At 68.7% G+C, this 25,373-nt stretch carries 22 protein-coding genes and 1 pseudogene; 15 read left to right on the forward strand and 8 right to left on the reverse strand.

Annotated elements, in window-relative coordinates:
- Positions 1–287: 287 nt before the first annotated feature.
- Positions 288–2,004, forward strand: a pseudogene (locus tag BLR03_RS00205) (long-chain-fatty-acid--CoA ligase).
- 9 nt (positions 2,005–2,013) lie between these two features.
- Here the strand turns inward: BLR03_RS00205 and BLR03_RS00210 are convergent.
- Positions 2,014–2,520 (reverse strand): TspO/MBR family protein, encoded by a 507-nt coding sequence (locus tag BLR03_RS00210; protein WP_254788114.1) that lies wholly within the window; start codon positions 2,518–2,520, stop codon positions 2,014–2,016.
- A gap of 194 nt (positions 2,521–2,714) precedes the next feature.
- On the opposite strand from BLR03_RS00210, the gene BLR03_RS00215 reads away from it, so the two are divergent.
- Positions 2,715–5,063 carry an FdhF/YdeP family oxidoreductase gene (locus tag BLR03_RS00215; protein ID WP_091247973.1) on the forward strand — a complete coding sequence of 783 codons (2,349 nt, stop codon included), beginning with the start codon at positions 2,715–2,717 and terminating at the stop codon, positions 5,061–5,063.
- A 407-nt stretch (positions 5,064–5,470) separates the two neighbouring features.
- Here the strand turns inward: BLR03_RS00215 and BLR03_RS00220 are convergent, their stop codons facing one another.
- Positions 5,471–5,788, reverse strand: coding sequence for a DUF6457 domain-containing protein (locus BLR03_RS00220; RefSeq protein ID WP_091247975.1), 318 nt, complete (start codon positions 5,786–5,788; stop codon positions 5,471–5,473).
- Positions 5,789–5,906: 118 nt separating this feature from the next.
- Entirely contained in the window at positions 5,907–6,911 is a 1,005-nt protein-coding gene (locus BLR03_RS00225; RefSeq protein ID WP_091247976.1) for a LysR family transcriptional regulator, read from the reverse strand.
- Between the two features lie 131 nt (positions 6,912–7,042).
- Between BLR03_RS00225 and BLR03_RS00230 the strand changes: the two genes are divergently transcribed.
- Genes BLR03_RS00230 through BLR03_RS00275 form a run of 10 tightly spaced genes read left to right on the forward strand, consistent with a single transcriptional unit; the run spans position 7,043 to position 17,400 of the window.
- Entirely contained in the window at positions 7,043–7,921 is an 879-nt protein-coding gene (locus BLR03_RS00230; RefSeq protein WP_091247979.1) for an FAD binding domain-containing protein, read from the forward strand.
- Positions 7,922–7,926: 5 nt separating this feature from the next.
- Positions 7,927–8,499: a (2Fe-2S)-binding protein gene (locus tag BLR03_RS00235; protein WP_091247982.1), complete on the forward strand. Its 573-nt coding sequence runs from the start codon at positions 7,927–7,929 to the stop codon at positions 8,497–8,499.
- Complete coding sequence (locus BLR03_RS00240; RefSeq protein WP_091247984.1) at positions 8,496–10,889, forward strand: aerobic carbon-monoxide dehydrogenase large subunit; 2,394 nt, start codon at positions 8,496–8,498, stop codon at positions 10,887–10,889. Before BLR03_RS00235 ends, BLR03_RS00240 begins: the two co-directional genes overlap by 4 nt.
- Complete coding sequence (locus BLR03_RS00245) at positions 10,889–11,854, forward strand: XdhC family protein (protein ID WP_091247987.1); 966 nt, start codon at positions 10,889–10,891, stop codon at positions 11,852–11,854. Before BLR03_RS00240 ends, BLR03_RS00245 begins: the two co-directional genes overlap by 1 nt.
- A 1-nt stretch (position 11,855) precedes the next feature.
- Positions 11,856–12,539 carry a nucleotidyltransferase family protein gene (locus BLR03_RS00250; RefSeq protein WP_254788075.1) on the forward strand — a complete coding sequence of 228 codons (684 nt, stop codon included), beginning with the start codon at positions 11,856–11,858 and terminating at the stop codon, positions 12,537–12,539.
- Entirely contained in the window at positions 12,536–13,459 is a 924-nt protein-coding gene (locus BLR03_RS00255; protein ID WP_175460348.1) for an AAA family ATPase, read from the forward strand. The genes BLR03_RS00250 and BLR03_RS00255 overlap by 4 nt, the downstream gene beginning before the upstream one ends.
- Positions 13,460–13,488: 29 nt before the next feature.
- Complete coding sequence (locus BLR03_RS00260) at positions 13,489–14,742, forward strand: vWA domain-containing protein (protein ID WP_091248773.1); 1,254 nt, start codon at positions 13,489–13,491, stop codon at positions 14,740–14,742.
- On the forward strand, positions 14,733–15,542 hold the full coding sequence (locus tag BLR03_RS00265) for an SRPBCC family protein (RefSeq protein ID WP_091247993.1): 810 nt from the start codon (positions 14,733–14,735) through the stop codon (positions 15,540–15,542). Before BLR03_RS00260 ends, BLR03_RS00265 begins: the two co-directional genes overlap by 10 nt.
- 9 nt (positions 15,543–15,551) lie before the next feature.
- Positions 15,552–16,679: an XdhC family protein gene (locus BLR03_RS00270; protein WP_091247996.1), complete on the forward strand. Its 1,128-nt coding sequence runs from the start codon at positions 15,552–15,554 to the stop codon at positions 16,677–16,679.
- A gap of 10 nt (positions 16,680–16,689) precedes the next feature.
- On the forward strand, positions 16,690–17,400 hold the full coding sequence (locus BLR03_RS00275) for a DUF5134 domain-containing protein (RefSeq protein ID WP_091247999.1): 711 nt from the start codon (positions 16,690–16,692) through the stop codon (positions 17,398–17,400).
- A gap of 47 nt (positions 17,401–17,447) precedes the next feature.
- On the opposite strand, the gene BLR03_RS24795 is transcribed toward BLR03_RS00275, so the two are convergent.
- Entirely contained in the window at positions 17,448–17,753 is a 306-nt protein-coding gene (locus tag BLR03_RS24795; protein WP_254788076.1) for an NAD(P)H-dependent oxidoreductase, read from the reverse strand.
- A gap of 392 nt (positions 17,754–18,145) precedes the next feature.
- Between BLR03_RS24795 and BLR03_RS00285 the strand changes: the two genes are divergently transcribed.
- Entirely contained in the window at positions 18,146–18,766 is a 621-nt protein-coding gene (locus tag BLR03_RS00285) for an L-threonylcarbamoyladenylate synthase (RefSeq protein ID WP_091248002.1), read from the forward strand.
- 56 nt (positions 18,767–18,822) lie between these two features.
- On the opposite strand, the gene BLR03_RS00290 is transcribed toward BLR03_RS00285, so the two are convergent.
- From BLR03_RS00290 to BLR03_RS00300, 3 genes are all read right to left on the reverse strand, one after another.
- The gene (locus tag BLR03_RS00290) at positions 18,823–19,086 is read right to left on the reverse strand and encodes a hypothetical protein (protein WP_091248003.1); all 264 of its coding nucleotides are present in this window, start codon (positions 19,084–19,086) and stop codon (positions 18,823–18,825) included.
- A 186-nt stretch (positions 19,087–19,272) separates the two neighbouring features.
- The gene (locus BLR03_RS00295; protein WP_091248775.1) at positions 19,273–20,115 is read right to left on the reverse strand and encodes an AfsR/SARP family transcriptional regulator; all 843 of its coding nucleotides are present in this window, start codon (positions 20,113–20,115) and stop codon (positions 19,273–19,275) included.
- Between the two features lie 465 nt (positions 20,116–20,580).
- Entirely contained in the window at positions 20,581–21,579 is a 999-nt protein-coding gene (locus tag BLR03_RS00300; RefSeq protein WP_091248004.1) for a S1C family serine protease, read from the reverse strand.
- 85 nt (positions 21,580–21,664) lie between these two features.
- Between BLR03_RS00300 and BLR03_RS00305 the strand changes: the two genes are divergently transcribed.
- Positions 21,665–22,270, forward strand: coding sequence for an HtaA domain-containing protein (locus BLR03_RS00305; protein WP_091248005.1), 606 nt, complete (start codon positions 21,665–21,667; stop codon positions 22,268–22,270).
- A gap of 37 nt (positions 22,271–22,307) precedes the next feature.
- Here BLR03_RS00305 and BLR03_RS00310 read toward each other — a convergent pair whose 3' ends face one another.
- Positions 22,308–23,057, reverse strand: a complete 750-nt coding sequence (locus BLR03_RS00310) for an ABC transporter permease (RefSeq protein ID WP_091248007.1) — start codon at positions 23,055–23,057, stop codon at positions 22,308–22,310.
- A gap of 161 nt (positions 23,058–23,218) precedes the next feature.
- Here BLR03_RS00310 and BLR03_RS00315 point away from each other — a divergent pair, with 161 nt between their 5' ends.
- Entirely contained in the window at positions 23,219–25,132 is a 1,914-nt protein-coding gene (locus BLR03_RS00315; RefSeq protein WP_091248009.1) for an amylosucrase, read from the forward strand.
- Positions 25,133–25,373: the final 241 nt, after the last annotated feature.

Raw genomic sequence — 25,373 nt, forward strand, 5'->3', positions numbered from 1 at the left:
CAGACCTGTGCACTGTGCAGACCTGTCCTCTGCACAGACCTACAAAAATGCGCGGACCTGCCGCTCGCGGTGTACGCCCCAGCTTCCGCCCGGGCCTGCCGGGTGCCAAGGGCCGAAAGTCACCTCACGGCCCGGGGCGCCGCGGCTGTCGCCCAGTGCGGTCCGATACGCCCGGTCCGGTACTCCCGGACCGGTACTGCCCGGTAGGATTTCGTGTCGGGTCCTGCCGGGCCCGACGGCCGGCAACCCGGCGCAGCCCAGTGGCGAGGACACACCATGAGCAGACGATCCGCGGGGCCCGAGCATCCCGACCGCCCTGGACCCGCCACTACGGCCCCGGTGTTCCCGTCGACCTCAAACTCCCCGCCGGGTCCCTGGCCGACCTCATGGACTCCTCCGTCGGGCGTTACGGACGGAAAACGGCGCTGGAGTTCTTCGGGGCACGCACCAGCTACCGCGAACTCGGGGCCGCCATCAGCAGGGTGGCCGCGGGCGTGAAGAAACTCGGCGTCAGGGCCGGCGACCGGGTGGCGCTGGTCCTGCCGAACTGCCCGCAGCACATCATCGCGTTCCATGCGGCGCTGCGGCTGGGCGCCGTCGTCGTCGAACACAATCCCCTGTATACCGACCGCGAGCTCCGCCATCAGTTCGAGGACCACGGCGCCACCGTCGCCGTGGTCTGGGACAAGGCCGTGGAGAAGGTACGGCAGCTGCCCGCCGACGTCGCGCTGCAGACCATCGTCTCCGTTGAGCTGATTCCGGCGATGCCGCTGCTCCAGCGGATGGCGCTGCGGCTCCCGGTACCCGCTGCCCGCACGGCCCGGGCCTCACTGGCCGCCGGCAAGCGCACGCCCTGGCAAGCGGCGGCGCCGGCACACCGGACGGTGCTGCCGTGGAAGGAGCTCCTGGCCGCCGGAGAAGCATCCGCGCCCGGCCGCCGGCGACCTCGCCGTCATCCAGTACACGAGCGGCACCACAGGCCAGCCCAAGGGCGCCATGCTCACGCATGCCAATCTGCAGGCCAATGCCGCGCAGGGCCGCGCGTGGGTGCCCGGGCTCAAGGACGGCCGGGAGACCATCTACGCGGTGCTGCCGATGTTCCACGCCTATGGGCTCACGCTATGCATGACGTTTGCCCTGAGCATCGGTGCGAAGCTGGTGCTGTTCCCCAAGTTCGACGTTGACCTTGTGCTGAAGGCCTACAAGAAATCACCGGCCACTTTCCTGCCGGCCGTGCCGCCGATCTACGACCGCATCGCCGCCGCCGCGGCCGAGCGCGGCATTGCGCTGGACAGCGTCCGGTTTTCCATCTCGGGGGCGATGAACCTGCCGGCGGCAACAGTGGAGACGTGGGAGAAGGCAACCGGCGGCTACCTGATCGAGGGCTACGGGTTGACGGAAACCTCGCCCATCGCGCTGGGCAACCCCTTCGGTCCCAGCCGGAAACCGGGAACGGTGGGGGTCCCGTTTCCCCTGACCGACATCCGGGTGGCGGACCCGCGGAACGTCCTGCTGGACCGCGCTCCCGGTGAGGAAGGCGAGCTCCTGGTCCGGGGTCCGCAGGTTTTTGCCGGCTACTGGAACCGTCCGCAGGAGACCGAGGAATCACTCCTGGAAGGCGGCTGGTTCCGCACGGGGGACATTGTCTCGGTGGACAAGGACGGGTTCGTGACGGTCCGGGACCGGATCAAGGAGCTGATCATCACGGGAGGCTTCAATGTCTCCCCCACGGAAGTGGAGGACGTCCTCGCCGAATACCCGGGAGTCCTGGACGTGTGCGTCGTGGGCCTGCCCCGCCCCGGCGGCGGCGAAGACGTGGTCGCCGCCGTCGTCCCCGCTGCAGGATCCGGCATCGATCCGGAGGCGCTCCTGGCTTTCGCACGCGAGAATCTGGCCGCCTACAAGGTGCCGCGCCGGGTTGTCGTGGTGGATGAACTGCCGCGCTCGCTGATCGGCAAGGTCCTGCGCCGCGAAATCCGGGGCGCGCTCGTGGCCGGCCGCTGAACCAGCGGACTACTGCTCCCGGCTGCCCCCGCCGGGATTGAGCCGTGCGATTGCCGTCGACAAGACGGTGGCGAATCCGCACCAGAGGGCGTAGGGGGCCAGGGACACTCCGGCGCCGCGGTTCACGTGGTAGGTCCGGCGGACGAGATCGGCACTGCTTACCGTGAGGACGGCGCACTCCGCCGCCGCGAGCCACGGCCGGCGGGCACGCCAGAAGAGCCAGCTCCACGTCGCATTCAGGACGAGGTTGGCGGCCAAGGCGCCCCGGTAGGCGGCGATCTCCTGCCGCCTGGTCTTAACGCCGGGGGCGTCCGTGGTGTCGTGGCTGTCCAGGGCGACGGCGGAACTCACGGCGAGGTCAGCGTAGAGTGCGGTCCACACCACGGGAAAGGCGACGGCGGGCGGCTGCCAGTCCGGTTTGCGCAGCTGCCGGTACCAGGGGCTGGCCGGATCTGTCGCGGCCCCGCCGGCCGCCGCCGTTGCGGCGGTCGCTGCCGCCGTCCACACCACTGTCATCAGTTTCACGGCTGCTCCTTTGTTCCCGTCGGTGCCGGATGCGCCTACCGCACATGCTACGGAACTGAGGCACCGCCGTCGACGGCGGATCGCTTGCGGCCCTCCGGGCAAGCTGATAGGCCTGACGGTAGGGTGCATAGAGGCACATCGGCTCGCCGCCCCATCCGGGCGGCGGTTGCAGAAGGGAAGTTCACGTGACTCGCAAGACTCCTCAGGTGGAGGAACCGTCGGAGACAGAGCTCGTTGTCGAAAACGGCCCGAAAAGCTGGGCCGCCGGCGTCCCGGGCGTGTATCACTCCATGAAGCCGGCCATCGAGCAGATGGGGCTCAACCGGACGCGGAAGACCGTTATGGCCATGAACCAGAAGGACGGCTTCGACTGTCCGAGCTGCGCGTGGCCGGACCCGCACCACCGCAAGGCGTTCGAGTTCTGTGAGAACGGCGCCAAGGCCGTCACGTGGGAGGCGACCCCAATCACGATTCCCTCCAGTTTCTGGGCGGAGCACCCGGTCAGCGAGCTGCGCAGCCGGTCCGAGTACTGGCTCGGCATGCAGGGCCGGCTCACGGAGCCGGTCTACAAGCCCGCAGGGGAAGACCACTACAAGCCGGTCAGCTGGGACGAAGCGCTCCGGATTGTCGCCGACAAGCTCAAGGGGCTGGACTCCCCCGACCGCGCGGCGTTCTACACGAGCGGCCGCACCTCGAATGAGGCGGCCTTCCTCTACCAGCTGCTGGTCCGCGGCTACGGCACCAACAACCTGCCGGACTGCTCCAATATGTGCCACGAATCCTCGGGCTGGGCCATGGGCCAGACCATCGGCATCGGCAAGGCGACCGTCAGCTTCGACGACTACGCCAACGCGGACCTGATCATCATCATGGGCCAGAACCCGGGGACCAACCACCCCCGGATGATGACTGAGCTGGAGAACTGCAAGCACAACGGCGGCGAGATCGTGGCCGTCAATCCCCTGCCAGAGGCCGGGCTGCGCCGGTACAAGAACCCGCAGCAGGTCAACGGGGTGATCGGCCACGGCGTCCAGATCGCGGACCAGTTCCTGCAGGTCCGGATCGGCGGGGACATGGCGCTGCTGCAAGCCGTGTCCAAGCGCGTGCTCGCCGCCGAGGCCAGGAAACCCGGGACTGTCCTGGACCACGCCTTCCTGGCCGAACATTGCGAGGGGCTCGAGGAGCTCAAGGAGCACCTGGGCCGGCTGGATGAGCGCGCTGTGCTGGAGGCTACCGGCCTGCGGAGCGAGGACATCGATGAGCTGGCCGCCCGCTACCTCAAGGCCGAGAAAGTCATCATCACCTGGGCCATGGGCATCACGCAGCAGAAAAAGGGCGTTGCCACCATCAAGGAGATCATTAACCTCCTGCTGCTCCGCGGCAATATCGGCAAGCCCGGCGCCGGTGCGTCCCCCATCCGTGGACACAGCAATGTCCAGGGAGACCGCACGATGGGGATCTGGGAACAGATGCCGCAGTCCTTCATGGAAGCCCTCGGCAAGGAATTCGACTTCGAGCCGCCGCGCGAGCACGGCACGGACGCCGTCGAGACCATCAACCAGATGCGCGCCGGGGAGGTCAAGGTCTTCGTCGCCTTGGGCGGCAACCTGGTGGCGGCGATCTCGGACACGAATGCGGCCGAGGCCGCGATGGAAAACACGGAGATGACGGTCCAGATCTCGACCAAGTTGAACCGGTCCCACGCAGTGACCGGCCGCGAGGCGCTGATCCTCCCCACGATGGGCCGGACCGAGATTGACATCCAGGAATCCGGGCCCCAGTTCGTGTCTGTGGAGGACACCGTCTGCGCCGTCCACCCGTCTTGGGGAAGCGTCGAGCCGGTCTCCCATCAGCTGCTGTCCGAGCCGGCCATCCTGAGCCGGCTGGGCAAGCTCCTCGTCGGCACCAAGATCAAGGCCGACTGGGACGGCTTTGAAAAGAACTACGACCTCATCCGCGATCACATTTCGCGGGTAGTGGGCGGCTGCGAGGACTACAACCAGCGGATCCGGCAGGACGGCGGGTTTGTTCTCGCCAACGGCCCCCGCGACTCGCGCACGTTCCCCACGCCCACCGGCAAAGCCGTGCTGACCGTCAACGACCTCGAGCATGTCCAGCGGCCGGCGGGCACCCTGATCCTGCAGAGCATGCGCTCCCACGACCAGTTCAACACCACCATCTACTCGCACAACGACCGCTACCGGGGCATCAAGAAGGGCCGCCATGTCGTGTTCGTGAACCCGGACGACCTCGCCGAGCTCGGCCTGGCGGACGGACAGTACGTGGACATCCGCGGCGTGTACGAGGACGGCGAAGAGCGCGTGGTCCGCAAGTTCCGCGTTGTGTCCTACCCGACGGCCCGCGGCTGCGCGGCCGCGTACTACCCCGAGGCCAACGTGCTCGTGCCGCTGAACCACACGGCCGAGGGCAGCAACACGCCGATCTCGAAGGCGGTCATTGTCCGGCTCGAACCAAGCCTGGACCAGACGCCGGACAGTGCGCCACCCCTCTCCGCCGGGGCAGCCCGGCCGTAGGCGCACGCTTCCACAGGCCGGGGCTCAGGGCGCGGGACATGCTCAGCCCCGGCCTGCGCCACTGGACATAACACCACCATGCCCACCCGTGCGCCCCAGCAATGAGCATGTCCCACGGAGCGATGAGCATGTCCCACGCAGCACCACCCCGCCGCCACCGGACATGCTCGGCCCCGGCCTGCGCCACTGGACATAACACCACCATGCCCAGCCGAGCGCCCCAGCAATGAGCATGTCCTCCGGAGCGATGAGCATGTCCCACGCAGCACCACGCCGGATCCGAACACGGCACAGGCCGCGTCCCCCTGAGGGAACGCGGCCTGTCCCCTGATGCAGCCTCAGCCGGCGAGCTGCCTACTTCCTGCGGCCTGCCGCCTGCCAGCGCCGGGGCGAGCGCAGGACCGCTGCTACTGTGCCCGCTTGACCCAGCCTTCCTCGTCCGGACCGCCGGATTCGCCGTGCTCGCAGAGCTCAATGACTTTGTTCGACGCGGCGTGCACAGCTTCCTGCGTGCCCTTCCGGCCCTTGGTGGACGCGGTGCCGGCCGCGTAGCCCACCATGAATGCGCTGATGGCATCCGCGTGCGGACCGACGGCTTTGAGGGATTCTTCCGCGACCTCAACGATCTTCTCGTGGTCGACTTCAAGGTCGAGGATCTGCAGGGCCTGGATGAGCCGGCTGCTCCAATGCCGCAGCGAGCTGTCTTCGTCTCGGGACAACGTCATTGCTACTCCTTCTCGCGGGTGAACGGATCGTCTGACCCTCAAGGGTTAGCACCCGCCCCGGCGTTGCGCAACGCGACACAGCGCGTGGCACCACAGCCCGGCGCCCGCGCCGGCTGCCTCAGCTCCACAGCGCGACGTGGAACTTGGGGCCCCGGCGTTCCAGCCCGCGCGAGCCGCCGGGAGCCACCATGGCCGCCGTGGCATCGGCAGTGCCGGCAAACCGCTGCAGGGTCCGTGCCATGGTGGTGGCCCGGCCCCGGTCCAGGGTGCTGGCCCACCAGAGGCCGGAGATCGGCGTTCCGGCGACCGGCACACGAACCAGGGAGCCGCTTCGGATTTCGGCCCGGACAATATGGCCGAGCGCCAGCATCGTTCCCTCACCCGCCCGCACGGCGGCAAGGGCCTCCGTTTCGCTGCTGAGGCAGACGATCTCCGGCACCACTCCCTGGGCGGCCAGCCAGCGGCCTTCTTCGCTCGTCTCTTGGATGCCGGCGGGGCCGGCAAACCACGGCCGGCCCAGGAGTTCGCTCAGCCGTACGGGTCCGTGCAGCGATGCGAGGGGATGCCCTGCGGCCACCACGAAGACCCGCTGGTACCGCAAGAACGGCACGGAATCGAGCCCGACGTCGGCAGCATCCTTGGACTCAGCGCTGTTGTGGGCAGCCCCGTTGCGGACAGGGGGCTTGATTCCCAGGGCGATGTCGTAGACGCGTTCCAGCATCAGCGATGTCACATCTTCCGCCTGCTCCACGACCACATCGACGGAGGCTCCCGGGACCCGCCGGGTGAACAGGTCCAGGAGGCGCCCGGCAGCGTGCTCCGCGAACGGCGCCGTGGCCACGATCTTCAGGCGTCCGGTCTCGGTCTGGGCATGCGCAACTTCCCATCGGGCCTTGTCAGCCAGCCCGACGATGTCCTGGGCGTATTCAGCGAGCGCGCGGCCGCCGGGCGTCAGCGCAATGCCGCCGTGGGCGCGTACGAACAGAGGGTCGTCAAGGTCCTGCCTGAGCGCGGCGAGCGCCGCCGACACGGCCGGTTCGCTGACTCCGAGGCGGGCCGCGGCCGCGTGCAGAGAGCCCAGCTTGGCCACGAGGGCGAACGTGCGCAACTGTCCCAATGTCATCGCCACGGCTTCATAACCTTTCGCTTATGACGATATTGACATCCCACTTAGGCCGGGGCAAGACTGACCTCAATCCGGCGCAAGGCAATCACTGCCCCACGCCGCCGGCGGTTCGGAGTGAGGTAGGGACTATGCAGATTCCGGCTCCATTTGACTACGTGCGCGCCACCACCGTGGACAACGCCCTGGAACTTCTCGCCCGCTATGGTCCCGAATCCCGGGTAGTGGCCGGCGGCCATAGCCTCTTGCCGATGATGAAGCTTCGCCTCTCCCGGCCCGAATGGCTGATCGACATCAATGACCTCTACGAGCTGGACTTCATCCTCCGTGACGGCAACACCCTGAGGGTCGGGGCCATGACCCGACACACCACCTTGCTGGAATCGGACGAGGTCGCGGCACTGTTCCCCATTGTCCTGGACGCCGAGTTGGTGATTGCCGACCCCGTGGTGCGCAACCGTGGCACCATCGGCGGTTCGCTTTGCCAGGCCGACCCTGCCGAGGACCTCTCCACCGTGTGTGACGTCCTGGGCGCCGAGGCAGTGATCCGCGGGCCGGGCGGCGAGCGCATCCTGTCCATGCCGGACTTCCACCGCGGGCCGTACCAGACAGCGGTCGGGCAGGATGAACTGCTCTGCGAACTCAGGTTCCCCATCCGCCCCCGCTCGGGCAGCGCTTACGAGAAGGTCGAGCGCCGGGTGGGCGACTGGGCCGTCGGTGCCGCCGGCGCGGCCGTCGTCCTCGCCGCGGACGGGACCGTCGATGATGCCGCCGTCGGACTCACTGCGCTGGGCCTTGACCATACGGTGGACGAGGCCGCGGCCGTGCTCCGCGGCAAGCGTCCCGACGAGGACTTGTTCGCCGAGGCCGGCCGGCTGGCCGCCGCAGCGTGCGATCCCGTAGCGGACCAGCGCGGCCCGGTCGATTACAAACGGCATCTCGCCGATGAGCTCACCCGGCGGGTACTGCGGCTGGCCTGTGCCCGCGCCGCCCAGATGCAGGAAGGCTGAAACCGATGCAGATCAGCATGACCGTTAACGGCAGCGACGTCACGAGCGAGATTGAGCCCCGCGTGCTGCTGGTCCACTACATCCGCGAGGTGCTGGGCCTCACGGGTACACATTGGGGCTGCGACACCAGCAACTGCGGGACCTGCGTGGTCCTGATGGACGGGCAGCCCGTGAAGTCCTGCACCGTCCTCGCCGCCATGGCCGCGGGCCACGACATCCGCACCGTCGAGGGGCTGGCCGCCGGCGGCACCCTGGACCCCGTGCAGCAAGGCTTCATGGAGGAGCACGGGCTGCAGTGCGGCTTCTGCACCCCGGGGATGATGCTGACGGCCCGGGCACTCCTTGATAAGAATCCGCACCCCGACGACACCGAGATCCGGCAGGCCATTTCCGGGCAGATCTGCCGGTGTACGGGCTACGCGACGATCGTGCGCTCGGTCCAGTGGGCAGCCGCCCATCCGGCCGGCACAGCCCCGGAGAACGCACCGGCCGCCGGCGATGTCCTCGACGGCACCGACACCGCCGTCCCGGATGTCGCGGCAGAGACAGCAAACACAGCCACAGAGGTGAAGGCATGACCGTCATCCATAACCGGCCGTCAAATCCGGCCGCCGGCGACCAGGACCGTCCGATCGGCTACGGGCGCATCCAGCGCAAAGAAGACCCGCGCTTTGTGCGCGGCAAGGGCCACTACGTGGACGACATTGTGCTGCCGGGAATGCTGCACGGCGCCATCCTGCGGGCTCCGGTGGCGCACGCCCGGCTCGTGTCCATCGACACCACCAATGCCCTGGCGCATCCGAAGGTGGTGGCCGTCATCACGGGCAAAGACCTCCTGGGCCTGAACCTCGCGTGGGCGCCGACGCTCTCCGCGGATGTCCAGGCTGTCCTGGTCACCGACAAAGTCCGGTTCCAGGGGCAGGAGGTCGCGTTCGTCGTGGCCGAGGACCGGTACGCAGCCCGGGATGCGCTCGAACTGATCGAGGTCGAATACGACGTCCTTCCCCCGCTGGTGGACGCCCGCAGGGCGCTGGACCCGGACGCGCCGGTGATCCGCGACGAGATCGAGGGCCGGACGGACAACCGGATCTTCGACTGGGAGATGGGCGACAAAGCCGAAACCGACGCGGTGTTCGCCAGCGCCGACGTCGTGGTGAGCCAGGAGATGGTCTACCCGCGGGTTCACCCCGCACCGATGGAGACATGCGGCGCCGTCGCCGATTTCGACGCCGTCAGCGGCAAGCTGACGCTCTACGAGACCACCCAGGCCCCGCACGCGCACCGCACCCTGTTCGCGATCGTCGCCGGCATCCCCGAGCACAAGATCCGGATCGTCTCCCCCGATATCGGCGGCGGCTTCGGCAACAAGGTCGGGATCTATCCCGGCTACATCCTCGCCGTCGTCGGCTCGATCGTCTCCGGCCGCCCGGTCAAATGGGTGGAGGACCGCTCCGAGAACCTGATGTCGACCTCGTTTGCCCGGGACTACATCATGCAGGGCGAGATCGCGGCGACCAAGGACGGCAAGATCCTCGGCCTGCGCACCCACGTGCTGGCAGACCACGGCGCGTTCAACGCCACCGCCCAGCCCACCAAGACCCCGGCCGGCTTTTTCTCCATCTTCACCGGCAGTTACGACCTCAAGGCCGCCCACTGCTCCGTCACCGGCGTCTACACCAACAAGGCGCCCGGCGGAGTCGCCTACGCCTGCTCGTTCCGCGTCACCGAGGCCGTGTACCTGGTGGAGCGGATGGTGGACATCCTGGCCCGCAAACTGGACATGGATCCGGCGGAGCTGCGGCTGAAGAACTTCATCAAGCCGGAGCAGTTCCCCTACGCCAACAAGACCGGCTGGGTGTACGACTCGGGCAACTACGAGGCCGCCATGCGGCTCTCGATGCAACTCGCCGGGTACGAGGACCTCCGGCGCGAGCAGGCCACAAAGCGCGAGCGCGGGGAACTCATGGGCATCGGCGTCTCCTTCTTCACCGAAGTCGTGGGAGCGGGCCCCCGCAAGCACTTCGACATTGTGGGACTCGGCATGGCCGACGGCGCCGAGCTCCGCGTCCACCCCACCGGCAAGGCCGTGGTCAGGCTCTCGGTGCAAAGCCAGGGCCAGGGCCACGAGACCACCTTCGCCCAGATCGTGGCCGAGGAACTCGGGATCCCCCCGGAGGACATCGACGTCGTGCACGGGGACACCGACCAGACCCCGTTCGGCCTCGGCACCTACGGCAGCCGTTCGACGCCGGTCAGCGGCGCCGCCGTCGCCCTTGTGGCCCGGAAGGTGCGCGAGAAGGCAAAGCTGATCGCCGGGGCCATGCTGGAGACCCGCCCCGAGGACCTCGAATGGGAGAAGGGCCGGTGGTTCGTCAAGGGCGACCCCAGCGTTGGCAAGACGATCGCCGAGATCGCCATGGGCGCCCACGGCACCGTGGCCCTGCCCGAGGGCGTGGACGGCAACCTCGACGCCGAAGTCACCTACGACCCGCCCAACCTGACCTTCCCATTCGGGGCCTACATCTGCGTCGTCGACGTCGACTCCGGCACCGGGCACGTTAAGGTGCGGCGCTTCATCGCGGTTGATGACTGCGGCACCCGGATCAACCCGATGATCATCGAAGGCCAGGTCCACGGCGGACTGACCGACGGCGTGGGCATGGCCCTGATGGAGATCATCGAGTTCGACGCCGACGGCAACTGCCTGGGCGGGTCGTTCATGGACTACCTGATCCCCACGGCGATGGAAGTGCCGGACTGGGAGACCGGTTTCACCGTCACCCCCTCACCGCATCACCCGATCGGCGCGAAGGGCATCGGCGAGTCTGCCACCGTCGGCTCGCCGCCGGCGATCGTCAACGCCGTCGTGGACGCGCTCGCGCCCTACGGCGTCACGCACATGGACATGCCCTGCACGCCGGCCCGAGTCTGGGCTGCCATGCAGGGCCGGGCAAGGCCGCCGATCTGATGCCCGCCACCGCAGAGTCCCTGGCCGCCAGGGCGGAAGAACTCGCCGGCCGCCGCGAGCCGTTCGTCCACGCCCTGGTGGTCCGCGCCCAGCACCCCACGAGTGCCCATGCCGGGGACACGGCCCTCGTGCTGCCCACGGGCGAAATCCAGGGCTTCGTGGGCGGGAACTGCGTCGAGGCGTCGGTGCGCGAGTACAGCCTGCAGGTTCTGGCCTCCCAGGAACCGCTCCTGCTGCGGGTGCTGCCCGGTGAGCCGTCGCGCACGGCGGAGGAGGGCGCCGTCGAGGTCTCCAATCCGTGCCTCAGCGGCGGCGCGATCGAGATCTTCCTCCAGCCGCGCATTCCGGCGCCCCGGGTCCTGGTGGTGGGCACGGGGCCGGTGGCGCAGGCCCTCGCGACGCTCGGCTCCGGCGTCGGCCTCGACGTCGAACTCACGGACGGCGATTCCGCAGACCCCCGCGGGGATGACGCGGCATTGATTGTCGCCTCGCACGGAAAGGCGGAGGAAGGGGCCCTGGAGGCCGCCCTGCGCGCCGGCGTCCCCTATGTAGCCCTGGTGGCCAGCGGGACCCGTGGGGCCGCGGTGCTGGAATCCCTCGACGTCGACGACGCCCAACGTGCCCGGGTGTTCACACCCGCCGGGCTGCAGCTCGGCGCCCGGACGCCCGGGGAGATCGGGCTGTCCATTCTTGCCCAGCTGCTCGGGGAGCGGTCCAAGGCCCGGCACGCCGCGGTGTCCATGGCTGACGCCGCGAGGCAGACCGGGGTCCCGGCGATGCCCACGGAACCGGCGCCCACCGGGTCGGCGCCTGCGAGCGCCGTTGATCCGGTCTGCGGTATGACCGTCCAGGCCGTCGAATCGTCCCTGCACCTGGACTACAACGGGGTCACCGTGTACTTCTGCTCCCCCGGCTGCCGGGCGGCCTTCCGCAAAGATCCGGAGCGCTATGCCCTCGCAACCTGACTTGCCCCCGCAACCTGAGCCGCGGGCCGCGGCAAGCCTCGAGCCCAGGACCGCCGGCATCATCCTGGCCGCGGGAGCCTCGCGGCGCCTCGGCAGGCCCAAGCAGCTCCTTCCCTACGGCACGGGCGTCCTGCTCGATGCCGTCCTGGCGACCGCCCGGGCCTGCGCCTTCAGCCAGACGGTCCTGGCCCTGGGCGGCGCGGCGGAAGATGTGCAGCGCACCGTGGACACGAGCGGCTGCGAGGTGGTGCTCAACCCGGACTTCGGCGAAGGGTGCGCGTCCTCGGTCGCCACCGCCCTCGCCGCCGTGCACCCGGAGATCGATGCCGTGGTCCTGCTGCTCGGTGACCAGCCCGGCGTCCGGGCCGCCAGTGTCCGGGCCGTACTCGGCGCCCTCCGGCAGGCGGGTTCCGGCCCTGCCGGCCCCGCCGCCGCTGCCATCCCTGCCGCTCCTGCCGGGATCGCGGTCTGCCGCTACGACGACGGCGTGGGCCACCCGATGGCATTTGCCCGTCGCCTGCTTCCGGACCTGGCCGCCCTCCACGGGGACAAAGCGGTCTGGAAGCTCCTCGAACAGCGGGCGGCCGACGTCGTCGAGGTCCGCACGCCCGGCCCCGCCCCTTCGGACGTGGACACCGAGGAAGACTACGGGCGCCTCCTTGGCCGGCTGCGGGAGACTGTATGACGGCGGCGGCGCGGGCCGGCGCGGAGGAAGACGTGCAGCGCCGGGTCCCGGACGTCCCATCCCTGATGGCAGCCCTGGACCGCAACAACTACCTGGCCGACGTCGGGCTGGCGACCGCCCTGTTCCTGGCGGTCCGCCTGCCACAGCCCATCCTCCTCGAAGGGGAGGCCGGGGTCGGGAAGACGGAGGCGGCAAAAGCGCTCGCCGAGCTCCTCGACACCCCGCTGTACCGGCTGCAGTGCTACGAGGGAATCGACGCCGGTGAGGCCCTCTATGAATGGAACCACCAGCGCCAACTGCTGGGCATCCGCCTGGCCGAGGTCCGGGACGCCTCCGTCACCGAAACAGACCTCTTCGCCCCGGAGTACCTGCTGCGGCGCCCGCTCCTGCAGGCGATCGAGCACCCCGGTCCGCGCCCCGCTGTGCTGTTACTGGACGAAATCGACCGCGCCGACGCCGAGTTCGAAGCCTTCACGTTCGAACTGCTCGCCGAGGCCGCCGTCACCATCCCGGAGCTGGGCACCATCCGGGCCACCCATCCGCCGATCGTGATCCTCACCTCCAACCGGACGCGGGACCTTCACGACGCCCTGACCCGGCGCTGCCTCTACCACTGGATCGACTACCCCGGTCCGGAGCGGATCGCGGAGATCGTCCGCCGCAGGGTGCCGGCCAGCAGCGGCCCCCTGGCCCTCCAGGCTGCCGCCGTCATTACCCGGCTCCGCACCCTGGACCTGGCCAAGCCGCCCGGCATTTCCGAGGCGATCGACTGGGTCTCGGCCCTGGCAGTGCTCGGCATTGATCGCATCGACGCCACGACGGCGGAACAGACCCTCGGCTCGATCGTCAAGAACCGTGATGACCTCGAACTGGTCGGTGCCCGGGGGTCCGACTGGCTCGTGGCCGGCACGGGCGGGTGAGCGCCTTGACGGCCGGGACCCCGCAGGACATGCGCGCTGTGCCCCCCACGGTAGAAGCGGCGGCCCTGTCGGCGGCCTTCGTCACAGCCCTGCGCCGGGCCGGGCTCTCGTGCTCACCGGACCGGGCAGTCCGGCTGGCCGAGGCACTCCGCCTGATCCCTCCCGGCGACGCAGAAAAGCTGTATTGGGCGTCCCGGGTGGTGCTGGTGTCAGCCCGCGAGCAGCTGCCGGTCTTCGACGCCGTCTTTTCCGCGGTGTTCCGCGGCGGCTTTGACCCCTCCGAGCATCCCGCCCGCGCCGTGGCTCCGGCTGCAGCCCCAGCCGGGGCCCCTGAGGAGACCCGCACCCGCCCGTCTCCGGCCGAGGACCGTGCGCCCGGCTACGCGCCTGCTCCCCCGCGCCCGGCGCCGGCAATTGCCTCCGCGGGACCGGACGCCAGCGAAGACGGCAATGCCCCGGAGCGGGAGGCCGTGCTGGCTATGGCCTCCCCCGAGGAGCGGCTGCACAAAGCGTCCTTCGCTCAGCTGACCGAGGAGGAAGTCGTGGAGATCAGGCGGCTGGCGTCCCGGCTGCTGCTCGCCACCCCGACGCGCCTGAGCCGCCGCGCCCGGAAGTCCGCTCACAGCAGCGCCCGGCTGGATGTCCGCGCCACGGTCCGTGCGGCCCGGCGCTCGGGCACTGACACCACCCGCCTGTTGTATGCCCGGCGCCGGCCGCAGCGCCGCAAGCTGGTGATGCTGTGCGATGTCTCCGGTTCCATGGAACCGTATGCGCGGATCTTCGTCTCGCTGCTGCAGGGAGCCGTGGCAGGTGCCGGCGCCGAGGCCTTCGTGTTTTCCACCCGGCTGACACGCTTGACCCGGCAACTGGCGCTCCGCGATCCGGACGAGGCCTTGGCCCGGGCCGCCACGGCCGCCCCGGACTGGGCCGGCGGAACCCGGATCGCCGACAGCATCCGGCACTTCGTCGACGAGCACGGCCGCCGCGGCCTGGCCCGTGGCGCGGTGGTGGTGATCTTCTCGGACGGCTGGGCGCAGGAGGACCCCGAACAGGTCGCAGCCCAGATGGCGCGACTGCGGCGCCTGGCGTACCGGATCATCTGGGTCAATCCACGCAAGGCCGCGCCGCAATACCAGCCGCTGGTGGGCGGAATGGCGGCGGCCCTGCCGTATTGCGACGAATTCGTCAGCGGACACAGCTACACGGCGTTGGCAGAGGTGGCGGCCGCAATCCGCGGCGACGGCCAGGCATCACTCAAGGGAAGAGGGAACTCATGCAGATAGACAGCACATTCTCGGTGGTCGCCCCGATCGACACGGTGTGGGACACGCTGATGGACTTTGAACGGGTGGCCGGGTGCCTTCCCGGGGCCAGAATCCTGAACAAGCTCTCCGACGACGCCTACCAGGTGGGCATGAGCGTGAAGCTCGGCCCGGTCTCAATGCAATACAAGGGCCTGCTGAACGTCATCGAACGCAACGCGGCCGAACACCGCGCCGTGCTCGGCGGCAAGGCTCAGGAGACCCGCGGACAGGGCACCGCCGAGGCGACCGTGACCCTGAGCCTGACCGAAGAAGGCGACGCCACACGGGGGTCCGTCAGCGCGGACCTGGCGCTGTCCGGCAAGGCCGCCGCCATGGGCAAGGGCGTGATCGGCAGCGTCACGGAGCAGATGATGGCCCTCTTCGCGAACAACCTGCAGGCGATGCTGGCCGAGGGGGCGCCCCCTGTCCTGGAACAAGGCCCGGAGGCGTCATCTGCCGCGGCCCCGTCGCCCGCCGCGCAGGCCGTCCCCGAGCCGGTCCCGGCGTCGGCTGCGGTTTCTGCTCCCGATGCAGGCACGACGGCGGCCACTCCAACGACGGCTGCTCCAACGGCGACGGCGCCAGCCATGGCAGGCGCCCCCGCCGGTGCCGCGCCGGCCGGCAGCCTGGACGCCCTGAGCCTCGCTAAAGGCATCGCGGCAGATCAGCTGTCCAACCCGGCGACGGTCCTCGGCGTCGTCGCCGTGGTGGCGTGCATTGCGTACTGGGCCGGCCGGCGGTCTGCGTTCCGCATGCTCCGCCTGTGCGGCAGGCTCTGAGGAGCGCCGATGCGCGATGTCCTGGCGGCCATGTTGCCTGACTGGCAGAGCGGCGCCACCTCAGGCCTGGCCACCGTCGTAAGCACTTTCAAGTCAGCACCCAGGCTCCCGGGGGCGGCGATGCTGGTGACGGCCGGCGGCGACGCCGTGGGCTCCGTCTCTGGCGGCTGCGTCGAGAGGGCCGTCTACGAACTGGCCGGCCAGGTCAAGGACGACGGCGAGCCTGCCCTGGTGCGCTACGGGATCAGCGACGACGATGCCTACGCGGTGGGCCTGACCTGCGGCGGGATCATCGACATCTTCGTCGAACCTGTTTCCCGGCAACGATTCCCCGAACTTAACGACGTCGCGCAGGACATCGCCGCCGGGCGACGGGTAGGGGTCGCCACGGTCATCGAACACCCCGATGCCACGCGGGTGGGACGGCACCTGATCGTCCGGCCGGAAGGGTGTGAAGGTGATCTGGGCTCGGAACGGACCAACCACGCCGTGGGCGACGACACCCAGGGCCTCCTCGCCGCCGGGCGGACAGGCATCCTAAACTACGGCGTCGACGGCGAACGGCTGGACACCGGTATGCGTGTGTTCTTCGCCAGCTATGCTCCACCGCCCCGCATGATCGTCTTTGGCGCGATCGACTTCGCCGCCGCGCTGGCCCGCCTGGGCGCCTTCCTGGGCTACCGGGTGACGGTGTGTGATGCCCGGCCGGTCTTTGCCACGCCCGCGAGATTCCCCGACGCCGCCGAGGTGGTCAATGCGTGGCCGCACCGGTATCTGAGCGACCAGTTCGCCCAAGGCCTGCTGGATGCCAGGACCGTGCTCTGCGTCCTCACCCACGACCCGAAGTTCGACATCCCCGTCCTTGAGGTGGCCCTGCGCGGCAGCCCCGTGGCCTTTATCGGCGCCATGGGCTCCCGCCGCACTCATGAGGACAGGATGGCACGGCTGTGGGAGGCGGGACTGGGCGACGACGAGCTATCCAGGCTCCACAGCCCGGTGGGCCTTGATCTGGGCGCCCGCACGCCCGAGGAAACGGCTGTGTCCATTGCCGCGGAGTTCATCGCCCTGCAGTGGAACGGCAGCGGGGAGCCATTGCGGCATCTCGGCGAACGGATTCATCACGACGAGCAGTTGTGACCGTGCCGCCGTGATTGCGGACGACGCCGTGCGCTGGACAATAGCGGCGCTGCTGCTGGCGGCAACGCTGTACTCGGCCTGCCGGGCCGTGGTCGCTTCCGGAGCGGCAGGGCGCGTCGGGCTGGCGCTGCATTCCCTCATGATGGCGGCGATGGCGCTGATGTTGCTGCCGCGCGCGCAGTGGCCCCTCCTGCCGCAGGTTCTCCTGTTTGTTCTGGGCTCCTGGTGGTTCGTTGTGCAGGCCGTCTCATACCGGACGCACCCCCGGGACGGCCCGCCGGTCCGAGGCCGGGCGAAGTCCCTCTACGATGCTGCGGCCATGGCCGCGATGGCCTTCATGCTGGCCGCCGGCGGCCTCGGGACCGTCCGTCAGTCCGGACCGCGTCCGCCGGTACCGGTTCCCGTGGCCCCGGCACACCACGGTGCTGTGGCGGTCGGGCCGCTGACGGCACCGCTCGACGGTTGGAGCATGCAGCCTTCCCCGGTGCCGGCTGTGGCTTTTGGGCCCGCCATCGTTTTTGGGCTGGCCACTGCGATGTGGACCCTCCGGCTCCTCCTCCAGCTCTGGCCCGGCTCCAGCGACGATACCGGGCCAGCGGCCTTCTTCGGCCATAGTTTGCGGGGTGCTCGTTCCGCCGGATTTCGGGACCTCGCCGACACGGCCGTCGAGGTCGTGGGGGCCGCCGCGCTTGCTCTCATGTTCGTCGCCCTGGCCGCCTGAGGGGCGCCCCGCACCGGGCCGCTGCCTGGCTTGGGCCCTGTGGCTGGTCAGCGGCCGATGGCTGCCGCCGCCGGAGCCAGCAGTTCGCGGCACCGGTCAGCGTGCCGCTGAAGCTCATCGGCATCCACGCGGGGCGCTGAGTGCAGGATAAGCGGCTGGGCCATGTCCAGTCCGCACAGGTGCGCAGTGGCGTCAAGGGGGCGCAGGAGCCCATCCATCGTGAAGCGGTTGTGCCCTGCCGGAGCGTAGGACGCTTCCGGGCCGCCGGTCGAAAGCACCAGTTGGAGCCGCTTTCCGTGGAGGGCGTCGCCTCCTGCACCGTAGGCGAAGCCGTACGTGAGCACCTGGTCCATCCACTCCTTCAGAACCCCGGGCACGGAGTACCAGTGCTAGGGGAATTGCCAGACGATGGTGTCGTGCCCGCGCAGCAGGTCCTGCTCGCGGGCAGCATCGATCCGGCGGTCCGGGTATGCGGCGGAAAGATCATGGCCGTCACGTGCTCCATGTCCATGATGGCTCTGGTGAGGTGCGCGGTGATGCGCGAGCTTTCCAGGTCAGGGTGTGCAACAAGGACGAGCGTGCCGGTTTCCGCTACGACAAGGGGCAGCCGCTACGCGGATCCACGCAGCGGGCGCCCGAAATCGATGCGGAAACCGAAACTTCACGGCGGCGGGGGGGCTGCCGGGGCGCGCGTATCGGACCGTTCCGTGGACGGCTGGACGCCGGTCGGGCGTAAGCTCGTCCCATGGCGAGATACTTCGATGTGCACCCCGACAACCCCCAGGCGCGCTCCATCAGCCAGGCGGTGGAAATCCTCCGCTCCGGCGGCCTGATCGCCTACCCCACCGACTCCTGCTATGCACTGGGGGCCCAACTGGGTAACCGGGAAGCCCTGGACCGGATCAGGAACATCCGCCACCTCGATAACAAACACCACTTCACCTTGGTCTGCAAGGACTTCGCGCAGTTGGGCCAGTTTGTCCAGATCGACAACGACGTCTTCCGCAGCATCAAGGCCGTCACGCCCGGCAGCTACACGTTCATCCTCCCCGCCACCCGGGAGGTCCCCAAACGCCTGTTGCATCCGAAGAAGAAGACAGTCGGCGTGCGTATCCCCGACCATCCCGTGGTCCAGGCACTGCTGGCCGAGCTCGGCGAGCCGCTGCTGTCCAGCACGCTGCTGCTTCCGGATGAGGACGAGCCGCTGACGCAGGGGTGGGAAATCAAGGAGCGGCTGGAGCACGTAGTAGACGCCGTGATCGATTCCGGCGACTGTGGTGCCGAGCCGACCACGGTGATCGACTTCTCAAGTGGTGTCGCCGAAGTCGTCCGCCACGGAATGGGCGACGCTTCCCGCTTCGAGTAGGGAGCGGCGCAGGTCTAACGCTGTACGGTCGGGGCTGTGTTGCCGGGCAGTGCCGGCTAGGCGGATTCAGCCTCGCGCGCCTGCCGGTTCCGCAGCCAACGGCGGACGAGATCGACGGCGGCGACGAGTCCCGCGAGGGGCGACAGCACCGCTGCGGCGTAGACGAACAGCAGCCACGTCAGGGTGGTCACCGGCGACTGGCGGGTACTCAGGAGGGACAGTCCGCCGAAAAGGCCAAGGACCCAAAACAGGATGACCCCGGACAGCACGGCGGCAGCGGGGAAGTACTCGTTCGTGACGACGTTCTTCAAGGTTTCCATGGGCCCTCCTCACACCCGGCGGTCGGACTGCCCGCCAGGGACCTTCCCAGTATGACGCCCGGCATGGCCGGATTTCTCGAGAATCACGGCCACGTGACCAAGCTAACGTCCGGCCCCGGTTGCGGCGGCCGCGGGTGCCCAAAATATGGCGCGTCAGGGCCGCCCGGGGCGTCCCACGTCAAGGAGTTAGACAGCTGCCCGGACGCGCTGGAGAAAGGAATCGAGCACCCGCCCGGCGTTCTCATGCATGCGCCGCGACTCCGCCGGCGGCAGTTGCCGGCCCTTGGGCCCGTTCAGCCGCTCCCCCAGAAAAAGCAGGGCCGCCAGTACCTCGGAGAGTTCGGAGTTGCTTTCGGCGCGCTGCCGCAGCAGCCTCAGGTGAGCCTCCTGCAACGCAGGGCCCGGCGCGCAGCCGAGGTCGCGGTCGAAGAGGCGGCGGCAGCGGTCGTACGCCGCGAGTCCTTCGGCAGGCAGGCCGGCCTGTTCATAGGCCGTCACCAGCACCGTCCAGGCCCGTTCGTTGAGCGGCTCGGCACGGATGGCAGCCTGGACCAGGTTGACGGCGTCGTCCGGCTTGCCCAGCGAGGCGGCCGTTTCTGCGGCAAAGATCTGCAGGGCGACTTTTTCTGCCGCATGGCGGCTGCGCGCCTCCTCTGCCCAATCGGAGGCGAGTTCGAACCCCAGCAGCGGCTCGGCACAAATGTCGAGGGCCTCGAGCAGCAGCGGATACGCCTCGTCAGGAGGCAGCTCGCCGGCGTCGCGGACCAGTCCACGGAACCGGAACAGGTCCAGATCCACCAGGGTGGGATCCAGGACGTAGCCGCTGTTGGCGGTGCGGAGCGGACCGGTCTTGGTCTGGCCGGGCTGGATGGCACGCCGTATGCCGCTGATGTAGCTCTCGAGTGTGGCCACGGAACCGTCGCTTGCTGCCGCACCCCAGAGAAGATCGATCAGGCGGGTCTTAGACACGGGCGTTCCGAGGTTCAGCAGGAGGATTTCCAGTATGTGGCGGGGTTTGCAGCCCCCCATGTCGGCGGCCGTGAGGGCTACGCCGTCACGGTGTACTTCGAATGATCCGAACAATCGGACCGAAATGGAGGGTGTTGGTCCCGTTAGGCTTTCCACGATGCTCTCCGATTTCCCCAGATAAAACGAACTCAATCGTCTGCGAAGAGCCGGATCAACATCGAGACCAGGCCGTACTGAGACTCTGTTCCCTCCGGCTTTCCAATGTCACCGTGACACGCCTGACTGGGCGCAACAAGGCATGCCGCTACCCGATCTTTCGGCCAAAGAAAGACGCGTACAGGCATCAGTACCGCCAAGTAAGGCCTCGCAACGGCAGGCAGGTGTTTCCGGCGCAAAACAAGTAATTCCGCGGGCCACCATCGAACGCATATAAGTAGTTCGCGGGACGCCTCAGGGCGGCAGAATTTCGGCTCGAGCCGGGTCATTCCGTCGTGAAATGCCACCCGGTCAGGGCCGGATTTTTTCCTATTGGTTCTCGGTCATCTCGGCGGGTACGGCGACCACACGCAGCTCCGTGCCGTCGCGAAGTACCGCAAGATCCAGCGGCTCGCCGATTGCCTCGGAAAAGAGCAGTTTCTGGAGGCTCTCAGCGTTGGACACAGGCACGCTCCCGACCTTCAGGAGGATGTCGCCGGCCCGGAGTCCGGCGCGTTCGGCGGGCGAGCCTGGAAGGACTTCCACCACGAGCAAACCCTGCCTGCGGCCTGTCCGGACGACGGCGCTTGGCTGCAGCTGGACCGGCGTGTTCACCAGGCCAAGATAGGCCCGGCGGACTCGGCCGTCCTTGAGCAGCGACGCGATGATCCGGCGGGACGTGGCGTTGATGGGAACAGCCAGGCCCAGGCCTACTCCGGCGACGGCTGTGTTGATTCCGACGATCCGCCCGCAGGCGTCCGCCAGCGCCCCTCCGGAGCTGCCGGGGTTGAGGGCCGCATCGGTCTGGATGACGTCCTCGATGACGCGCCGGTTCCGTCCGGACCAGACGGGGATGGACCGACCAAGCCCGCTGACCACCCCGGCCGTGACCGACCCCGAAAGCCCGAGCGGATTGCCCACGGCGATCACGAGCTGCCCGACCCGGAGCGATTCGGCGTCGCCCATGTCGGCCGGCGCCGCCGTGGGCGCCCGGCCGTGGACCACGGCGAGATCGGACAGCGGGTCGGCACCCACCACCTCGACGGCGGTGCTCGTGCCGTCGGCAAAAACCGCGTGTCCGGACGCGGCGCCGCCCACCACATGGGCGTTGGTGAGAAGGTACCCGTCCGCGGTGAACAGGACGGCAGAACCGGCGCCGCCCGTGCGCCTGCCGGCGCGCCCGGCGCCGGTCATTTCGAGCGCTGCGACAAGGGGCGTGACGGTCGCGGCGACGCGGATGACCGTTGCGGAGTAAGAATCCAGCGGGTCCCCGGACGCTTCAGGTCCGGACGCTTCAGGTCCGGGCACCCTGCTCACGGCTGCGGCCATTGTGCACCTCCTGCTCGCCGGTACTCATCCAAGTCAACCACCGCGGCCCGGGGAGTAGTCCTGAGGTGGCTACGCCGTCAGAGAAATGCGACGAATCCGGGCCCGACAGCGGTGCAACAGTTCAGCCGGGCGCGGATCCACGGCTAGGCTCGGACGTAGATCCGCCCGACAGCCCAGGAGAACCTACGTGATACCAGCGTCCGCTTCCCCCGCTCCGCTGCCCTTGCCGGGTCTGACCTGGGGCATCAAGCGCAGCTTTATGGATTACATTTCGGGGCTCCCGGATGGAGCCGTTTCCGCGGCGGACGGCGCCACCGTGACCGCGTCCGGGGAGTTCTGTTTCGCCCCGGACGGCGCCGAGTACGATCCCGCCAGCGGCACGGGTGTGCTGCGGTTCCGCGGCGACGTCCGCGTCGCCGGCCACCACGGAATGATGTTTGTCCGCCTGCTGGATCCCTGGGTCGAGTTCGCCGCCGGGCACGGAATCCTGTCCATCAGCACCGGCGACGGCGGTGGGCACGAGCGCACCGATGTCGGTACCCTGCGCACCGCTGCGCCCCGGAACATGGACGGATTTCTGGTCTGGGAGCGCGTCGACGTCGCCATATCCCAGTCGGGTTCGGAACTGTTCGACGGCCAGTACGCCGACGGCCAGGCCATGGATCCGCTGGTCATCCGGGTGCCGGCCTAACCACGACGCCCCTGCGCGGGCTTTAGCGGGACATGCTTTAGCGGGGCCGGGCGGGGCGCACCCTCACCGGCGCAAGGACATGGATAAGGGCGACGGCGGTAATGGATCCTGCGGCCATGATCGAGGCGAGCACGACGATCTGGAAGCGGCCCGCTTCCAAGGGTGACAGTCCCCCGAAGATCGCGCCGACGAAAGCCCCCGGGAGGGTGACCAGGCCGGTCGTCTTCGTCTGGTCGGTCGATGGGATGAGTGCCGAATAGACCGCACGCCGGGCCAGTTCCAGCGTCGATTGGCGCCGCGTCGCGCCCAACGCCAGCCAGGCTTCGACTTCATCCCAGCGCTCGTTCACCGCGTCGGCGAAATGCCGGCCCGCCAGTGTGGCAATCGTCATCGCGTTGCCGATCACGATCCCTCCGATGGCCAGGGCATACCGGGGCGTGAAGGCGATCGCGCCCGTGCCGAAATCGATTGCCAGGGTCACCAGGATGCCCGCGGCCATCGCCCCGCCAACCACCCCCAGCCGGCTCCAGGACCAGCCGAGGCGTCGTGCGGCGGTCACCGCTGCCACCGTAAACATCACGAGAAGCGCAGCGCCGACCCACACGGGACTGGTGATGATTCCACCGAGTATCAGGCTGATGACGGCCAGCTGCGCGGCTCCACGGACGATGGCCAGCGCCGGCGCCGCGCTGTGCGGGATCCGGACGGCCGCCAGCAGCCCGACAGTGACCACCATCAGGAGCCCGACGCACAGCAATGTCGGCAGGAGTGCGGCGGGCTCGGTCATCTGGCCAGCCTATCGACCCCTCCGGCGGCGGCCACCTCCGGAGGGGTCGTACGAGCGTGCCGAAACACGGCCCTTGTGCTTGGGCACCGGTCCGTCTGTCTGCAAGGATGTGAGATGTCGTGGCGCCGCCGAGGGCCGCAGTTCGTCGAAGGAGACCCTCCATGGTTGAACCGGCCGTTGTGGATCACGAGGCGCGCCAGCATGTGCTCGGCGTCCTGGCCTCGGACCCGGGAGTCGCCTGGGAGGACCCGGACCGGGCCGTCTTCGAAGAACGCTTCGACCGCCATTTCCCGGTACTGCTCCGGATCTTCCAGGATCTCTACGGCGCACGGCCCGATTGGCTGGACCAGCTCACGGAGCTCGTGCTGCAGTCCGCCCGGTCGTGGGCCGGAAGGCCGGCCGATCTCAAAGCCCTCGACGCTGAACGGGAGCACAACAGCGGCTGGTTCCAGGCCAACACCATGCTCGGCGGCGTCTGCTACGTCGACCGGTACGCCGAGGACCTGGAGGGCGTTCGCGCCCGGATCCCGTACTTCAAGGAACTCGGCCTCACCTATCTGCACCTCATGCCGCTTTTTCTGGCCCCCGAACCGCATTCCGACGGCGGCTACGCCGTCTCCAGTTACCGGGAGGTCAACCCCAGGCTGGGCACCATGCAGCAGCTGCGCGACCTCGCCGCCGAGCTGCGGGCCAACGGCATCAGCGTGGTGGTCGATTTCATCTTCAACCACACCTCCGACGAACACGAATGGGCACGGAAAGCGGCCGAGGGCGAGGCGGGGTACAGCGACTTCTACTGGATCTACCCGGACCGGACAATGCCGGACGCCTTTGAGCAGAACGTGCGCGAAATCTTCCCGGACGACCACCCTGGATCCTTCATTGAAATGCCGGACGGGCGCTGGGTCTGGGCCACTTTCCACACGTTCCAATGGGATCTGAACTACGCCAACCCGGCCGTCTTCCGGGCCATGGCCGGCGAGATGCTCTTCCTGGCAAACCAGGGCGTGGACATTCTCCGGATGGACGCCGTCGCGTTCATTTGGAAACAGCTCGGCACGCCCTGCGAGAACCTGCCGGAAGCCCACACGCTGCTTCAGGCGTTTAATGCCGTGTGCCGGCTGGCCGCACCGTCATTGCTGTTCAAATCCGAGGCGATCGTCCACCCCGATGAGGTGGCACGGTACATCGACCCCGCCGAGTGCCAACTCTCCTACAATCCCCTCCAGATGGCGCTGATCTGGGAGTCCTTGGCCACCCGCGACGTGTCGCTGCTTTCGCAGGCCCTGGACCGGCGGCACAACCTGCCGGCCGGCACGTCCTGGGTGAATTACGTCCGCAGCCACGACGACATCGGCTGGACGTTCGCAGATGAAGACGCAGCCGAACTCGGCATCAACGGCTTCGACCACCGGCGCTTCCTCAATGCCTTCTACGTCAACCGCTTTCCCGGAAGCTTCGCCCGCGGTGTGCCGTTCCAGGACAACCCGCGCACCGGCGACTGCCGGATTTCCGGCACGACGGCGTCCCTGTGCGGACTGGAGGACGGAACAGTAGCTGCGGTAGACCGCATCCTGCTGGCCCATTCGGTAGCCTTCAGCACCGGCGGCATCCCGCTGCTCTATCTCGGCGACGAGGTCGGGCAGCTCAATGACTACCAGTATGACCTTGAGGCAGGACATGGAACGGACAGCCGGTGGGTGCACCGGCCGCACTACCCGGCTGCGGACTACGCGCAGCGCGCGGACCCGGAGACTCCGGCCGGGGCGGTCTACGCGGGGCTGCGCCGGATGGTTTCCGTGCGGTCCGCGACGCCGGAACTCGCCGGCACCCGGCTGATCGGGTTCGCCACGAACAATCCGGGCGTCCTGGGGTACCAGCGCCCCGGAGCCGGCACACTGATTCTGGTACTGGCCAACTTCAGCGACGGCCCGCAGGAGGTGTCAGCGGTGACGCTGTCCGGCTTCACCGGGGACGCCGTCGACGTTCTGACCGGCGCCAGGGTGCGCCTCGGCACCGGAATCGTCCTGGACCCCCGGCAATTCGTCTGGCTCCGCGTGGCTCCCAGGCCGTGAGGTCCGCGCCCGCCACACATCGCTTCGGGGGTGCGACCGGTCCGGCCGGCCGCCGGTGGCGGCTCTTGGAAAAAAGGAACTTGGCCGGCCGCACGCTGGTTGAGGAGAGCATGCGGCCGGAATCTATGGAGGTGGCCGGCGACCCGCGTCAATCTGTGGCGGGGGCGGCGTCCCGGGTCCTAATCTCACTGTCCCCTATCACGCTGAGAAGAGACTGAGAGCGGCGCCCTGCGCGGCAATG

Origin of the sequence: Arthrobacter sp. ok909, assembly GCF_900104405.1 — a bacterium.
GTDB classification, from domain to species: Bacteria; Actinomycetota; Actinomycetes; order Actinomycetales; family Micrococcaceae; genus Arthrobacter; species Arthrobacter humicola.

Coding starts and splice junctions, on each gene's coding strand:
- BLR03_RS00235 (WP_091247982.1), top strand. CDS start 7,927: ATGCAGATCAGCATGACCGTTAACGGCAGCGACGTCACGAGCGAGATT.
- BLR03_RS00315 (WP_091248009.1), top strand. CDS start 23,219: ATGGTTGAACCGGCCGTTGTGGATCACGAGGCGCGCCAGCATGTGCTC.
- BLR03_RS00220 (WP_091247975.1), bottom strand. CDS start 5,788: ATGACGTTGTCCCGAGACGAAGACAGCTCGCTGCGGCATTGGAGCAGC.
- BLR03_RS00305 (WP_091248005.1), top strand. CDS start 21,665: ATGCGACGAATCCGGGCCCGACAGCGGTGCAACAGTTCAGCCGGGCGC.
- BLR03_RS00240 (WP_091247984.1), top strand. CDS start 8,496: ATGACCGTCATCCATAACCGGCCGTCAAATCCGGCCGCCGGCGACCAG.
- BLR03_RS00285 (WP_091248002.1), top strand. CDS start 18,146: ATGGCGAGATACTTCGATGTGCACCCCGACAACCCCCAGGCGCGCTCC.
- BLR03_RS00265 (WP_091247993.1), top strand. CDS start 14,733: ATGCAGATAGACAGCACATTCTCGGTGGTCGCCCCGATCGACACGGTG.
- BLR03_RS00230 (WP_091247979.1), top strand. CDS start 7,043: ATGCAGATTCCGGCTCCATTTGACTACGTGCGCGCCACCACCGTGGAC.
- BLR03_RS24795 (WP_254788076.1), bottom strand. CDS start 17,753: ATGGACCAGGTGCTCACGTACGGCTTCGCCTACGGTGCAGGAGGCGAC.
- BLR03_RS00210 (WP_254788114.1), bottom strand. CDS start 2,520: ATGACAGTGGTGTGGACGGCGGCAGCGACCGCCGCAACGGCGGCGGCC.
- BLR03_RS00310 (WP_091248007.1), bottom strand. CDS start 23,057: ATGACCGAGCCCGCCGCACTCCTGCCGACATTGCTGTGCGTCGGGCTC.
- BLR03_RS00245 (WP_091247987.1), top strand. CDS start 10,889: ATGCCCGCCACCGCAGAGTCCCTGGCCGCCAGGGCGGAAGAACTCGCC.
- BLR03_RS00290 (WP_091248003.1), bottom strand. CDS start 19,086: ATGGAAACCTTGAAGAACGTCGTCACGAACGAGTACTTCCCCGCTGCC.
- BLR03_RS00270 (WP_091247996.1), top strand. CDS start 15,552: ATGCGCGATGTCCTGGCGGCCATGTTGCCTGACTGGCAGAGCGGCGCC.
- BLR03_RS00225 (WP_091247976.1), bottom strand. CDS start 6,911: ATGACATTGGGACAGTTGCGCACGTTCGCCCTCGTGGCCAAGCTGGGC.
- BLR03_RS00295 (WP_091248775.1), bottom strand. CDS start 20,115: ATGGGGGGCTGCAAACCCCGCCACATACTGGAAATCCTCCTGCTGAAC.
- BLR03_RS00300 (WP_091248004.1), bottom strand. CDS start 21,579: ATGGCCGCAGCCGTGAGCAGGGTGCCCGGACCTGAAGCGTCCGGACCT.
- BLR03_RS00255 (WP_175460348.1), top strand. CDS start 12,536: ATGACGGCGGCGGCGCGGGCCGGCGCGGAGGAAGACGTGCAGCGCCGG.
- BLR03_RS00260 (WP_091248773.1), top strand. CDS start 13,489: ATGCGCGCTGTGCCCCCCACGGTAGAAGCGGCGGCCCTGTCGGCGGCC.